10 protein-coding genes and 5 pseudogenes are annotated in these 13,272 nt (G+C 72.8%); 8 read left to right on the forward strand and 7 right to left on the reverse strand.

Annotated elements, in window-relative coordinates; all coding sequences use genetic code 11:
• On the reverse strand, nt 1–1,344 hold a 1,344-nt coding region (locus GTW67_RS13435; protein WP_161165044.1), incomplete at its 3' end, for an MFS transporter.
• Nucleotides 1,345–1,469: 125 nt separating this feature from the next.
• On the opposite strand from GTW67_RS13435, the gene GTW67_RS13440 reads away from it, so the two are divergent.
• Nucleotides 1,470–2,450 carry an Lrp/AsnC family transcriptional regulator gene (locus tag GTW67_RS13440; RefSeq protein WP_161165045.1) on the forward strand — a complete coding sequence of 327 codons (981 nt, stop codon included), beginning with the start codon at nt 1,470–1,472 and terminating at the stop codon, nt 2,448–2,450.
• Here GTW67_RS13440 and GTW67_RS13445 read toward each other — a convergent pair.
• Nucleotides 2,429–3,310, reverse strand: a complete 882-nt coding sequence (locus tag GTW67_RS13445) for a LysR substrate-binding domain-containing protein (protein ID WP_161165046.1) — start codon at nt 3,308–3,310, stop codon at nt 2,429–2,431. The genes GTW67_RS13440 and GTW67_RS13445 overlap by 22 nt on opposite strands.
• A gap of 152 nt (nt 3,311–3,462) precedes the next feature.
• On the opposite strand from GTW67_RS13445, the gene GTW67_RS13450 reads away from it, so the two are divergent.
• A complete protein-coding gene (locus GTW67_RS13450; RefSeq protein WP_161165047.1) occupies nt 3,463–4,500 on the forward strand; it encodes a bile acid:sodium symporter family protein in 1,038 nt (345 codons plus the stop codon).
• A gap of 142 nt (nt 4,501–4,642) precedes the next feature.
• Here GTW67_RS13450 and fdhD read toward each other — a convergent pair whose 3' ends face one another.
• The 3 genes and pseudogenes from fdhD to GTW67_RS13465 form a co-directional block, all read right to left on the reverse strand.
• Complete coding sequence (fdhD, locus tag GTW67_RS13455) at nt 4,643–5,491, reverse strand: formate dehydrogenase accessory sulfurtransferase FdhD (RefSeq protein ID WP_161165048.1); 849 nt, start codon at nt 5,489–5,491, stop codon at nt 4,643–4,645.
• A gap of 32 nt (nt 5,492–5,523) precedes the next feature.
• Nucleotides 5,524–5,844, reverse strand: a pseudogene (locus tag GTW67_RS13460) (2Fe-2S iron-sulfur cluster-binding protein); the annotation flags it as partial.
• Between the two features lie 194 nt (nt 5,845–6,038).
• Nucleotides 6,039–6,875 (reverse strand): annotated as a pseudogene (locus GTW67_RS13465) (ketopantoate reductase family protein).
• 162 nt (nt 6,876–7,037) lie between these two features.
• On the opposite strand from GTW67_RS13465, the gene GTW67_RS13470 reads away from it, so the two are divergent.
• From GTW67_RS13470 to GTW67_RS13490, 6 genes and pseudogenes are all read left to right on the forward strand, one after another.
• Nucleotides 7,038–8,375 (forward strand): OFA family MFS transporter, encoded by a 1,338-nt coding sequence (locus GTW67_RS13470; RefSeq protein ID WP_161165049.1) that lies wholly within the window; start codon nt 7,038–7,040, stop codon nt 8,373–8,375.
• Nucleotides 8,344–8,487 (forward strand): MFS transporter small subunit, encoded by a 144-nt coding sequence (locus GTW67_RS36955; RefSeq protein WP_189232443.1) that lies wholly within the window; start codon nt 8,344–8,346, stop codon nt 8,485–8,487. Before GTW67_RS13470 ends, GTW67_RS36955 begins: the two co-directional genes overlap by 32 nt.
• A 136-nt stretch (nt 8,488–8,623) precedes the next feature.
• Nucleotides 8,624–9,571 (forward strand): beta-ketoacyl-ACP synthase III, encoded by a 948-nt coding sequence (locus tag GTW67_RS13475; protein WP_161165050.1) that lies wholly within the window; start codon nt 8,624–8,626, stop codon nt 9,569–9,571.
• A 133-nt stretch (nt 9,572–9,704) separates the two neighbouring features.
• Nucleotides 9,705–10,382, forward strand: coding sequence for a GntR family transcriptional regulator (locus GTW67_RS13480; RefSeq protein WP_161165051.1), 678 nt, complete (start codon nt 9,705–9,707; stop codon nt 10,380–10,382).
• A gap of 260 nt (nt 10,383–10,642) precedes the next feature.
• Nucleotides 10,643–11,029 (forward strand): annotated as a pseudogene (locus GTW67_RS13485) (sugar kinase); the annotation flags it as partial.
• Nucleotides 11,014–11,499: pseudogene (locus GTW67_RS13490) on the forward strand (glycoside hydrolase family 18 protein); the annotation flags it as partial. The pseudogenes GTW67_RS13485 and GTW67_RS13490, both read left to right, overlap by 16 nt.
• Here the strand turns inward: GTW67_RS13490 and GTW67_RS13495 are convergent.
• Both GTW67_RS13495 and GTW67_RS13500 read right to left on the reverse strand, forming a co-directional pair.
• The gene (locus GTW67_RS13495; RefSeq protein ID WP_161165052.1) at nt 11,490–12,755 is read right to left on the reverse strand and encodes an IclR family transcriptional regulator; all 1,266 of its coding nucleotides are present in this window, start codon (nt 12,753–12,755) and stop codon (nt 11,490–11,492) included. The pseudogene GTW67_RS13490 and the gene GTW67_RS13495 sit on opposite strands and share 10 nt — an antisense overlap.
• 77 nt (nt 12,756–12,832) lie before the next feature.
• A pseudogene (locus GTW67_RS13500) lies at nt 12,833–13,272 on the reverse strand (M6 family metalloprotease domain-containing protein); the annotation flags it as partial.

Genomic DNA, 13,272 nt, shown 5'->3' on the forward strand with positions numbered 1-13,272 from the left:
TGAGGCGAAGGCGGCCCGCAGCGCGTGCTCGCCGAACACGCCCCGCAGCGCGCCGGCCGCACCGCCGGCCAGACCGTGCGCCGCGCCGTGCGGCAGCGTGTCCGTCATCCGCGAGGTCAGCACGGTGCCGAAGACGGCGATGCCCAGCGCGTAGCCGAGCTGCCGGAACGTGTTGACCGCACCGCCCGCCATCCCGGCCCGCTCCGGTTCCACCGCCGCCAGCGCCGCCCCCGAGATGCCCGGCGACACCAGCCCGGTCCCGACGCCCACCAGCAGCAGCCCCGGCACCAGCGCGGACGCGTCCGAGCCGGCGTCCAGGAACGCCATGCAGAACTGGCCCGCCGCGATCGCCAGCAGCCCGCCGCCGACGGTGAACCGGGCCGGCACCCCGTGCAGCAGCCGCCCGCCCGCCGCGGCCACCACGAACGACGCCAGCGACATCCACAGGAACACCGCCCCGCCGCGCACCGGGCTCATCCCGAGCAGCGTCTGAAGCCAGATCGAGGTGTACACCATGACGCCGAACGCCGCCCCGTTGAACGCCAGCGCGCCCAGCATCACGCCCGAGAACGCGGGCCGCAGGAACAGCCGCGGATCCAGCAGCGGATCGGCGACCCGCCGCTCCACCGCGACGAACACGACCAGCGCCGCGACCGCCACACCGAAGGCGGCGAGGGTGCCGCCCTCCGTCCAGCCGTGCGACCCGGCCCGCACCGCCCCGTACGTCACCGCGCCGGCGAACACCGCGAAGACAGCCGTGCCGGCCCAGTCCACGCGCCGCCCGCGCGGGGCCCGCGACTCCGGCACCACCCGCAGCGTCAGCCACACCGCCGCCACGCTCACCGGCAGGTTCACGTAGAAGATCCACCGCCAGCCGGGGCCGTCGGTGAGCAGCCCGCCGAGCACCGGTCCCACCGCGGCCGCCGCGCCGCTGACCGCGCCCCACACCCCGAGCGCCACCGACCGCCGGCGCCCCTGGTAGACGGAGCCCAGCAGCGGCAGCGTCGTCGCGAACATCGCCGCCGCGCCCACGCCCTGAAGGCCGCGCGCGGCGACCAGCATCCCCGGCCCGGTGGCCAGCCCGCACAGCAGCGACGCCGCCGCGAACAGCACCACGCCCGCCACGTGCACCCGGCGCCGGCCCAGCACGTCGGCCGCGGCACCCAGTCCCAGCAGCAGCGCCGCCAGCGCCAGCGCGTATCCGTCCATCACCCACTGCAGATCGCTCAGCGACGCGTGCAGCCCCCGTGCCATGTCCGGCAGCGCGACGACCGCGATCGTCACGTCCAGCAGCAGCATGAACGTCCCCAGGCACACCGCGGTGAGCGGCCCCCATGTACGCATGTCCCGTCTTCTTCCTGTGTCCGTGTCCGTGTGCGTGTGCGTGTCTCTCCGTACGATGAGCGGTGGTCGGCCGAACACGCCGGTTCGCGGCCGGTGTGCGACGGAACCCGATGAGAAGAGGCGCCATGCGGATGGAATCCGATGCCTTCGACGACCTCGACCTGTGCCTGCTCGACGCGCTGGAGATCAACGGCCGGGCGTCGTTCAGCCGGATCGGGGAGGTGCTCGGCGTCTCCGACCAGACCGTCGCCCGCCGCTACCGCAGGCTGTGCGCCGAGGGCGGGCTGCGCGTGGTCGCCGTCCGCGACGCCGAACGCCTCGGCCAGGACCACTGGACGATGCGGCTGCGCTGCGTGCCCGACAGTGCCCTGGCCGTCGCGGAGGCGCTCGCCAAGCGGCCCGACACCAGCTGGATCGGCATCGCCGCGGGCGGCACGGAGGTCGTCTTCGGCACCGGGCCGCGCACCGCCGGGGACCGCGACGACCTGCTGCTGGGCAAGCTGCCGCGCACCCCGCGCGTCTCGGAGATCCGCGCCCACCAGATGCTCCACCGCTTCTACGGCGGCCCCCAAGGCTGGCTGCGCAAGTTCCGCGTGCTCACCGCCCAGCAGACCGCCGCCCTGCGGCCCCCGGCGCCCCGCGACGCGGGACCGGCCCGCATCGAGCCCGAGGACGAGCCGCTGCTCGCCGTCCTGGAGCGCGACGGCCGCGCCGGCTACCCGGAACTGCGGCGCGCCACCGGCCGCTCCGAGTCCGCCGTCAAACGCCGCCTCTCCGCCCTGCTCGCCACCGGCGCCGTCTACATCGACGTGGAGTACCACTGCGAGATCCTCGGCTACCCGACCGCCGCCGTCCTGTGGATCACCACCAGCCCGGCCGCCCTGTCCCGGGTCGGCGAGGCGCTCGCCACGCACGACGAGATCGCCCACGCCGCCGCGACGGCCGGCCCGTCCAACATCATCGCCACCGCGGTCGTGCGCAGCACCGCCCACCTGTACGACTACCTGAGCGGCCCGCTCGGCGGGCTGGAGGGCGTCCACCACGTGGAGGCGTCGCCGTTCCTGCGCCGGGTCAAGCAGCTCACCTACCCCAGACCCGCACGCTGAGACCGGTGCAGCCGGTCGCCGCCCGCCAGGATCGCCGCCGCCAGCGCGTCCGCGGCGCCCTGCGCCGAGGGCCGGCGCCGGCCGTGCACCAGCACGAAGTCGACGCGGCCCAGCTCCGGCAGCCCGGCCCGGTCCGGGACGCGCACCAGACCGGGCGGGACGAGCCCTCGCGAGTGCGCCATCACGCCGAGGCCCGCGCGGGCCGCCGCGATCAGCCCGTTGAGGCTGCCGCTGGTGCAGGCGACGCGCCACTCGCGGCCCTGCCGCTGCAACGCGTCCAGCGCGAGCGCGCGCGTGATGCCCGGCGGCGGATACACGATGAGCGGCACCGGACGGTCGGGATCGAGGCGCAGCCGCTCCGCGCCGATCCACACCAGCCGGTCGTGCCAGACCGGCTCACCGCGCGGGTCCTCGGGGCGCCGCTTGGCCAGCACCAGGTCGAGGTCCCCGGCGGCCAGCTGTTCGTGGAGGGTGCCCGACAGCTCCACCGTCAGCTCCAGGTCGACCTCCGGGTGCTCCTGCCGGAAGCTCTCCAGGATCTCCGGCAGCCGGGTCAGCACGAAGTCCTCGGACGCCCCGAAGCGCAGCCGGCCGCGCAGCCGGGTGCCGGTGAAGAAGGCCGTCGCCTGCTCGTGCACCTCCAGGATGCGGCGCGCGAAGCCGAGCATCGCCTCGCCGTCCTCGGTCAGCTCCACGGAGTGCGTGTCACGCGTGAACAGCTGCCGCCCGGCCGCGTCCTCCAGCCGCCGCACGTGCTGGCTCACCGTCGACTGGCGCAGCCCGAGCCGCCGCGCGGCCTGCGTGAAGCTCAGCGTCTGCGCCACGGTCAGGAAGGTCCGCAGCTGGGAGGGGTCGTACACGCGGCCCACCGTACCCGGTCATCGCGGTACGTGATGACAGTGAGAGCGGTGTACCGGATTCCCGATCGCCGGGTGAGGGAGCACGATGGGGCGGGGACCCGCGTCCCCGCCAGAGCACGAAGAGAACGAAGAGAACGAGCAAGTGGAGCACCGTGAAACGCCTGCGCCGGCCGCGTCGGATGCCGATCGACCCGTACATCCTGCTGCTGCTCGGGACGGTGGGCCTCGCGGCGCTGCTGCCGGCCCGCGGCACGGGCGCCGACGTCGCCTCCGGGGCCTCCACCGTCGCGATCGCGTTCCTCTTCTTCCTGTACGGCGCCCGGCTCTCCACCCGTGAGGCGATGGACGGGCTGCGCCACTGGCGGCTCCACGTCACCGTGCTGGCCTGCACCTTCGTCGTCTTCCCGCTGCTGGGGCTCGCGGCCCGCGGTCTCGTCCCGGTCTTCCTGACCGACCCCCTCTACCAGGGCTTGCTCTTCCTCACCCTGGTCCCCTCCACCATCCAGTCGTCGATCGCCTTCACCTCCATCGCCTGCGGCAACGTGCCCGCCGCGATCTGCGCGGGCTCCTTCTCCTCCCTGGCCGGCATCGTCCTCACGCCGCTGCTGGCCGCGGCCCTGCTCGGCAACAGCGGGGGCGGGTTCTCCGCCGACTCGGTCGTGAAGATCGTGCTCCAGCTGCTGGTGCCGTTCGTCGCCGGGCAGGTGCTGCGGCGCTGGATCGGCGGGTTCGTCGCCCGGCACAAGAAGGTCCTCGGGCTCGTCGACCGCGGCTCGATCCTCCTCGTCGTCTACACGGCGTTCAGCGAGGGCATGGTGCAGGGCATCTGGCACCAGGTGAGCCCGGCCCGGCTGGCCGGCCTGCTGGTCGTGGAGGCGGTGCTGCTCGCGGTGATGCTGGCGCTGACCTGGTACGGGGCCCGGGCGCTGGGCTTCGGGCGGGCCGACCGGATCGCGATCCAGTTCGCCGGCTCCAAGAAGTCCCTCGCCTCCGGCCTGCCCATGGCGAGCGTCCTGTTCGGCGCGCACGCCTCACTGGCGGTGCTGCCGCTGATGCTGTTCCACCAGATGCAGCTGATGGTGTGCGCGGTCATCGCCAAGCGCCGGTCGCACGATGCCGGGGCCGCCGTCCCGGACGAGCCGGCCGACGCGACACGGCCGGCCGTCGGCACGGGGGCGCGCTCGCGCTGAGCCGCGTGCGCCGGAGACGGGTGCCGGAGGCGGGTGCCGGGTGAGCCGGCCGGAGGCCGCGGCCGGTTGAGGCGGGGCCCCGGTGGCGCAGGGGGCGCTCCCCGCCGGTCGGGGCCCCGCCGCCGTGTCGCGGAGAGGTGGGTCAGCCCTGGGCGGCCGCGGCCCGCAGGGCGACGCGGTCCTCACCCGCGTACACGTTCATGGAGGTGCCCCGCAGGAAGCCCACCAGCGTCAGCCCCGTCTCGGCGGCCAGGTCCACCGCCAGCGAGGACGGCGCCGACACGGCGGCCAGCACCGGGATGCCGGCCATCACCGCCTTCTGCGCCAGCTCGAAGGAGGCGCGGCCCGACACCAGCAGCACGGACCGGGACAGCGGCAGGTCCCCGTTCTGGAGGGCGCGGCCGACCAGCTTGTCGACCGCGTTGTGCCGGCCCACGTCCTCCCGTACGTCGACCAGGTCGCCGTCCTCGGTGAACAGGGCCGCCGCGTGCAGGCCGCCGGTGCGGTCGAAGACCCGCTGGGCGGCGCGCAGCCGGTCGGGCAGGCTCGCCAGCAGCTCCGGGGAGACGCGGACCGGGGGAGTGTCGGCGATCGGCCAGCGGGCCGTGGTGCGCACCGCGTCCAGGCTGGCCTTGCCGCACAGGCCGCAGGACGAGGTCGTGTAGACGTTGCGCTCCAGCGTGATGTCCGGGACCCGCACGCCGGGGCCGGTCTTCACGTCGACCACGTTGTAGGTGTTGGACCCGTCGACCGTGGCGCCCGCGCAGTACACGATGTTCTGGAGGTCGCCCTGCTCGGCGAGCACGCCCTCGCTGACCAGGAATCCGGCAGCCAGCGCGAAGTCGTCGCCCGGCGTGCGCATGGTGATCGCGAGCGGCTTGCCGTTCAGCCGGATCTCCAGCGGTTCCTCCGCCACGAGTGTGTCCGGGCGGCTGGAGACCGCGCCGTCCCTGATGCGGATCACCTTGCGTCGTTCCGTGACTCGTCCCATGTCCGTGCCCCTGTCCGTGCCCCTCGTACCGGTCAGTCCCGGTTCTGTACGTGCTGATAGCCGAAGCGGCCCTTGATGCACAGGTTGCCGTGGGTCACCGGGTTGTCGTGCGGCGAGGTGACCTTGACGATCTCATTGTCCTGCACGTGCAGGGTCAGATTGCAGCCCACCCCGCAGTACACGCACGCCGAGTCGGTCAGCGGGGCGTCGTGCTCGACCGAGATGCGGGCGTCGAAGCCGCGGCCGGAGACGGAGATGGCGAAGGTGTTCTGCCACTGGTCGCCGCAGGCGTCCACGCACTTGTAGCAGAGGATGCATTTCGCGTAGTCGCGCACGTACAGCTCGTTGTTCATCTCGTTGGTCGCCCGGGCGCAGGAGAACATCCCGAACGCCCCGCGCGCCGCCGCCAGGCCCCGGGCGGCCCGGTCCAGGGCCTCGTCCCAGGACGCCCGGCGGAAGGGCTGGTCCCGAGAGTCCCGCACCAGCGGGTGGGTGAGGCGGGTGTAGGTCCGCGGGCCGCTCCCGCGGCCCGTGCGGTCGGCTTTCCTCATGCGGCACTCCTCAGGGCGAGCAGGCCCGACAGGGCGTGCACGGTGCGCAGGGTGGGCACCTCGACGCCGGTGATCTCCGCCAGTTCGACGACGGCCGCGGCGACCGCGAGCGTCTCGGTCATCATGGTCTCGATGACCTGCCGGGTGCCGCCGTGCCGGCACATCTGCCGCATGGTGGCGCGGGCCAGCGCGCTGATCGGGTTGAAGGAGATGTTGCCCAGCAGCTTCAGCCAGATGTCGGCCCGCAGGTCCGGCTCGACCGGGCACTTCAGGCCGCCCGACCGCATCGCCTCGCTCAGCGCCAGCGCCCCGAGACACCGCGGCCGGGCTCCCCGATCGAGAAGCGGGTGCCTTCCACGTGCCGGACGACGCCCGGCTGTTCGAGTTCGGTGGCCGCGTAGACGACGCAGCCGACGGCCCGTTCGGGCGCGAGCACCGCACTGACCGCGCCGCCCGGGTCCACACTCTCCAGGCGGCGCCCGTCGTAGGGGCCGCCGTGCCGGTGGAAGTACCACCAGGGGATGCCGTTCTGCGCGGCCACGACGGCCGTGGTGTCGTGCAGCAGCGGGCTCGATCAGTGGCCCGCACGCCGCGTACGAGTTGGCCTTCAGACCCAGGAACACGTAGTCGGCCGGGCCCACTTCGGCGGGGTCGTCGGTGGCGCGCGGATGCGCGGTGTAGTCGCCGCGCGGGCTGCGCACCTTCACTCCGTACCGCCGCATGGCCGCCAGATGCGGTCCGCGGGCGATGAGATGGACGTCGGCGCCCGCACGGTGGAGCGCGGCGCCGACATAGGCGCCGATCGCCCGGGCACCGAGGACTGCGACTTTCATGACGAGGAAGCTCGGTTCGGTCGAGGGATACCGAGGAACTGCGGGGGATTGCCGAGGGAACTGCGGGAGCAAGGCTCCCGGCACGGCTTGGTGCGAGCGGTGTTTGGTTGTCCCCTCAACTGTCTTCTCAAGCGTGGGTCGACTGCCTACGGTTAGGGACTCATGAGTCCCCCCATGGCACCCGCGGGCTGGAGCCGCTGGCTCGTTCCCCCCGCCGCCCTCTCGGTCCACCTCTCCATCGGCCAGGCCTACGCCTGGTCCGTGTTCAAACCGCCCCTGGAATCCGCGCTCGGCCTCAGCGGCACGCAGAGCGCGCTGCCCTTCCAGCTCGGCATCGTCATGCTCGGCCTGTCCGCCGCGTTCGGCGGCACCCTCGTGGAACGGCACGGCCCGCGCTGGGCGATGACCGTCGCCCTGGTCTGCTTCTCGTCCGGCTTCCTGCTCTCCGCGCTCGGCGCCGCCGTGGAGCAGTACTGGCTGATCGTCCTCGGCTACGGCTTCGTCGGCGGGATCGGCCTCGGCATCGGCTACATCTCACCGGTCTCCACGCTGATCAAGTGGTTCCCGGACCGGCCCGGCATGGCCACCGGCATCGCCATCATGGGCTTCGGCGGCGGCGCTCTGATCGCCTCGCCCTGGTCGGCCCAGATGCTGGAGTCCTTCGGGAGCGACAGTTCGGGGATCGCCCTCGCCTTCCTCGTGCACGGGCTGACGTACGCCGTGTTCATGCTGCTCGGCGTCCTGCTGGTGCGGGTGCCGCGGCCGAAGGAGGGGGCGGACGGCACCCCGGCGGCGCTCGACGGCGTCCAGGTTTCCGCGCGCGACGCGGTGCGCACCCCGCAGTTCTGGCTGCTGTGGATCGTGCTCTGCATGAACGTCACCGCCGGCATCGGCATCCTGGAGAAGGCCGCGCCGATGATCACGGACTTCTTCGCCGACACCTCCACCCCCGTCACGGCCACGGCCGCCGCCGGGTTCGTCGCCCTGCTGTCGGCGGCCAACATGGCGGGACGGCTCGGCTGGTCCACGGCCTCCGACCTGATCGGCCGCAAGAACATCTACCGTGTCTACCTCGGTGTCGGCGCGCTGATGTACACGTTGATCGCCCTGTTCGGCGACACCTCCAAGCCCCTGTTCGTCCTGTGCGCCCTCGTCGTCCTCTCCTTCTACGGCGGCGGCTTCGCCACGGCGCCCGCCTACCTCAAGGACCTCTTCGGCACCTACCAGGTCGGCGCCATCCACGGGCGGCTGCTCACCGCCTGGTCCACCGCCGGCGTCCTCGGGCCGCTGATCGTCAACTGGATCGCGGACCGGCAGGAGGACGCCGGGCGGCACGGCCCGTCCCTGTACGGGCTGTCGTTCGTCATCATGATCGGGCTGCTGGCCGTCGGCTTCGTGGCCAACGAACTCATCCGCCCGGTCCACGCCCGCCACCACAGGCCCGCCCCAGCGCAGAAGGAGGCCGCCGATGTCCCCCGACAGCAGCCAGAGTCCGCCTGACCTGCCCGACCGGCGCCCGCTGATCGCCTTCACCTGGCTCTGGGTGGGCGCACCGCTCGCCTACGGGCTGTACGAACTCGTCCGGAAGGCGACCCAGCTGTTCACCGGATGAGGGGAAGGGGCGCCCAGGACGCTGACCGAAGCCGACAAGGCGGGCGCCCGTTTCCTGTCGCATCACCTGCCGCCGTACTCACCGGTCACTGATCACACTGGTGGATCCCGTCCCCGAGGCAGCGAGGATTCCACCCATGCACGGCTCGCGCATCACCGCCGTCGGCCACTACCAGCCCGCCGGTGTCCTCACCAACGAGGACCTGGCGGGCCTGGTCGACACCAGCGACGAGTGGATCAGGAGCCGGGTGGGCATCCGTACCCGCCGCATCGCCGGACCCGACGAGCCCGTCGACGAGCTGGCCGGCCACGCCGCCGCCAAGGCGCTCGCCGCGGCCGGACTGACGCCCGCGGACGTCGACCTCGTGATCGTCGCCACCTCCACCGCCGTCGACCGCTCGCCGAACATGGCGGCCCGGGTCGCGGCCCGCCTCGGCATGCCCGGCCCCGCCGTGCTCGACCTCAACGTCGTCTGCGCCGGCTTCACCCACGCCCTCGCCACCGCCGACCACGCCGTGCGGGCCGGCTCGGCGAACCGCGCCCTCGTCATCGGCGCGGACAAGATGTCCGAGGTGACCGACTGGAGCGACCGCACCACCTGCGTCCTCGTCGGCGACGGGGCGGGGGCCGCCGTCGTGGAGGCCTGCGCCGAGGGCGAGGAGGCCGGGATCGGCCCGGTCCTGTGGGGCTCGGTGCCCGAGATGGGCAACGCGGTCCGCATCGAGGGCACGCCCGCGCGGTTCGCGCAGGAGGGGCAGAGCGTCTACCGCTGGGCGACCACGAAACTGCCCGCCATCGCCCGCCGCGCCTGCGAACGCTCCGGGCTCGAACCCGCCGACCTCGCCGCCGTCGTCCTCCACCAGGCCAACCTGCGCATCATCGAACCCCTCGCCGCGAAGATCGGCGCCGTCAACGCGGTCGTCGCCCGCGACGTCGTGGAGTCCGGCAACACCTCGGCGGCCAGCATCCCCCTCGCCTTCTCCAAGCTCGTCGAACGCGGCGACATCACGGCCGGCGACCCGGTGCTGCTCTTCGGATTCGGCGGCAACCTCTCCTACGCCGGGCAGGTCGTCCGCTGCCCGTGACGCGACGCCGGGCGGTCCGGCCAGGGCGTGACGTGGCCTACACTCCCGGTCCCGGCTCCCGTGCGCCGTAGACTGTAGACGAAAGACAATCGATACTTGGCGTACTGCTCGTGCCGTCCGTCGAGGGGGACCGATGTTGTCCGCAGGACTGCCGCAGGGCGCGGTGCCCAAGCTCGAACGGCCCGGCCCGCTGCGCGACCGTGTCTACGAGGCACTGCTCGAACTCATCACCACGCGGGCCCTCCAGCCCGGCCAGCATCTGGTCGAGAGCGAACTAGCCGGCCACCTCGGCGTCTCCCGGCAGCCCGTGCGGGAGGCGCTCCAGCGGCTCAACACCGAGGGCTGGGTCGATCTGCGCCCCGCGCAGGGCGCGTTCGTGCACGAGCCGACCGAGGAGGAGGCCGACCAGCTGCTGACGGTGCGTACGCTGCTGGAGGCCGAGGCCGCCCGGCTCGCCGCCGCCAACGCCGGCACGGCGGGCGTGGCCGCGCTGGAGGAGCTGTGCGCCGAGGGCGAGCGGGCCGTCGCCGCCGACGACGTGGACGCCACCGTCGTCCTCAACGCCCGCTTCCACGCCACGATCATGGAGCTGGCCCGCAACACCGTCCTCGCCGAGCTCGCCGCGCAGGTCGACCGGCGGGTCCGCTGGTACCACACGCCGGTCGCCCGGCAGCGCGGCATGCAGTCCTGGATCGAGCACCGCGAGCTGATCGCCGCCATCGGCGACCGCGACGAACAGCGGGCGACCCGGCTGATGCGCGAGCACACGGAGCACACCCGGCGCTCCTACCACGAGCAGCGCACCTCCTGAGGCCACCCGCGTTCCACCTGAGACCACCCGCATTCTCCAGGCCGCCCGGCGCACCCGCCGGGCGGCCCCTTCTTGCTTACGGCCGGCGATCTCGGCACCTGGCTTTGTCCTCTCAGTGGAGAAAGTTGGCAGCAATTCATGCGCGACTTCTTCCCACACCGGGCGCCCACTGCTACGTTCCCTCCGAAAGCAAGCCACGGATGTGGCCGGAAAACCGGTACACTCAAGCCGATTGAGGCGGGGAGGGGTTCGTGAGACGCATGACGGCACGACCTGCGAACGCCCATCAGGCCCGGCTGCTACAGCTGTTGCGCGACGGCGGCCCCAACTCCCGCGCCCAGCTCGGCGACCAGGTCGACCTGTCCCGGTCCAAGCTGGCGGTCGAGGTGGACCGGCTGCTGGAGACCGGGCTCGTGGTGGCCGACGGACTCGCCGCCTCGCGCGGCGGCCGCCGTTCCCACAACGTCCGCCTCAACCCCGAACTCCGCTTCCTCGGCGTCGACATCGGAGCCACGTCGATCGACCTCGCGGTCACCAACGCCGAGCTGGAGATCCTCGGGCACATCAACCAGCCCATGGACGTGCGCGAGGGCCCGGTCGCGGTCTTCGAGCAGGTGCTGTCCATGGCCGCCAAGCTGCGGGCCTCGACGTCTCCTTCACCCTGCCGGTCATGCCCGAGGGGCTGACCCAGGCCGGCGTCGACCTCCTCGCGAACGCCCGGCAGAACGGCGTGAAGATCGACGCCGTCAACATCATGGCGATGGACTACGGCCCGGCGTACAGCGGCGACATGGGGAGCTACGCCGAGCAGGCCGCCACCGCCACCCAGGCCCAGATCAAGAGCGTCCTCGGCCTGTCCGACAGCGCGGCCTGGGGGACCGTCGCCGTCACCCCGATGATCGGCGTCAACGACGTCGCGAGCGAGGTCTTCACCGTCGAGGACGCCGCCCAGCTGGTGGCGTTCGCCAAGTCGAAGGGCCTGGGCCAGCTGTCCATGTGGTCCGCGACCCGTGACAAGCAGTGCGCGGGCGGCGCCAAGCCCCAGGCCGACGCCACGTGCAGCTCCGTCGTCCAGGAGAACTCGGCCTTCTCGAAGGCCTTCGCCGCCTACAACTGATCCGGCGGCGGCAGCGTCCCCGTGCGGGCCGCCCTGGCGTACCACAGGGCGCTCGACTTGGGGACGCGCTCCTGGGAGGCGTAGTCGACGTAGACCGCGCCGAACCGCTTCTCGTAGCCGTAGGCCCACTCGAAGTTGTCCAGCAGGGACCACAGGTAGTACCCGCGCACGTCGGCGCCGTCGTCGACCGCCCGGCGGACCGTCGCCCGTGCCAGTCCCGTCGCCTTCGCGATCTCCGTGAGGGACATCGACGGTCTGCTCTCGTCGAAGGCCGTCAGTACGGTCAGGCCGCGGGCCAGGGACTCCACGAACTCCCGGCCCAGGGCTTGTTTCGACGCTCCCGTCCACGTGGCCAGGCCGGTTGGTGGCGGGCTCGGGGGAAGGGGCGGGGTCTCGCGCAGGGTGGCTTCCATCTGCTTCGCCGCCGCGTGCAGGCAGGGGAGCAGGGTGGTGCGCAGGTCCTGGGCCGTGTGGCGGCTGGTGTGGCTCACCACGCTTGCCACGCAGGCGATGCGGCCGGTGCCAGGGTCCCGTACCGGCGCCGAGACCGCGACCAGGCCCGGTTCGATCAACTGGTCGTCCAGGGCCCAGCCGTCTGTGGCCGCCATCGTTGTGCGGTGCTCGAACGCCTCGTCGGGGAGCGGGTTTTCGCGTGGGGGGACGGCTGGGAAGGCGCCGTCGTGGGGGTCCGCCGAGCGGCGGGTGTGCCAGCGGTGCCAGTCCGCGGGTGTCCATTCCGTGGCGAACAACGGCCCGGGCGCCGTGCGTTCGGCGGGGAGCAGGTCGCCGATGCGGAAGCTCAGGGACATCGCCCGGCGGCGCGTGGCCTGGTGGATGAAGCGGACGCCGTCCCGGTCGCCGACCGCCAGGGACACCGACTCGTCCAGCTCGTCGGCGAGGGCGTCGGCCCGGTGGGACAGCAGCGCGGGGAGGCGCAGGGCGGAGAGGTAGGCGTTGCCCAGTTCCATCAGGCCGGGGGTGAGGGTGACGTCGCGGCCGTCCAGGCGGACGTATCCCATGAGGGCGAGCGTGGCGGTGATGCGGTCGACCGTGGAGCGGGCGAGGCCGGTCGCCTTCTCCAGGGCGCTGAGGCTGAGGGTGCCGCCGGTGTCCGCCTCGGTGAGCCTGCGGAGGACGGTGATGCCGCGCAGCAGCGGTGCGACCGCCTCGGGCGGCGCCGGGACCGTCCCGGCCGGTGCGGTCGCCTCGGCCGACGTGACGGCGTCGGCGGTGTCGTGCGTGGTGTCGGCGGGCATCGGCTCTCCGGTACGGCGGTGGCGGCAGCCCTACCGTAGTGCGAGGGCCGGCCTCCGGGCCCCGGCCGGCCCCGCCCTCAGCCCCGCGTGATCCGCACCTGGTGGTCCCCCTTCAGGTCCGCCCCCGACACTTTGATCGTGATGCCCCGGCGAGGGTCCTTGAAGGTCTCGCCCGGGGTGAAGGGGGCGTCCGAGAGTTCGGCGTGGACGTTGGGGCTGCGGGTGCAGCCGCCGCTGTCCTTGCGGGAGTCGTAGACCGTCACCGGGCCCATCCCCGTGTCCACGTCCGCGTCGACCTTGTAGATCAGCACGCCCTCGCGGCACACCGCCTCGTCGTTGCCCTCGCGGGTGCGCAGCTCGACCGCGTATCCGGACCTGCCGTCGATCGGTACGACGACCAGCTTGTCGCCGCCCTTGCGGGCCAGCGGCGTCAGCGTGTACTCCGTCGTGCCCGGCTGCGACGCGCAGTGCACCTGGGACGGGTCCAGCCAGCCCAGCTTCCACTTGTGCCAGCCGA

Origin of the sequence: Streptomyces sp. SID5910 (assembly GCF_009862125.1) — a bacterium.
Lineage (GTDB): Bacteria > Actinomycetota > Actinomycetes > Streptomycetales > Streptomycetaceae > Streptomyces.

Bases quoted from the DNA above. Each gene is read 5' to 3' on its own strand.
- GTW67_RS13440 (WP_161165045.1), top strand. From the start codon at position 1,470: ATGCGGATGGAATCCGATGCCTTCGACGACCTCGACCTGTGCCTGCTC.
- fdhD (WP_161165048.1), bottom strand. From the start codon at position 5,491: ATGGGACGAGTCACGGAACGACGCAAGGTGATCCGCATCAGGGACGGC.
- GTW67_RS13470 (WP_161165049.1), top strand. From the start codon at position 7,038: ATGAGTCCCCCCATGGCACCCGCGGGCTGGAGCCGCTGGCTCGTTCCC.
- GTW67_RS36955 (WP_189232443.1), top strand. From the start codon at position 8,344: ATGTCCCCCGACAGCAGCCAGAGTCCGCCTGACCTGCCCGACCGGCGC.
- GTW67_RS13475 (WP_161165050.1), top strand. From the start codon at position 8,624: ATGCACGGCTCGCGCATCACCGCCGTCGGCCACTACCAGCCCGCCGGT.
- GTW67_RS13480 (WP_161165051.1), top strand. From the start codon at position 9,705: ATGTTGTCCGCAGGACTGCCGCAGGGCGCGGTGCCCAAGCTCGAACGG.
- GTW67_RS13495 (WP_161165052.1), bottom strand. From the start codon at position 12,755: ATGCCCGCCGACACCACGCACGACACCGCCGACGCCGTCACGTCGGCC.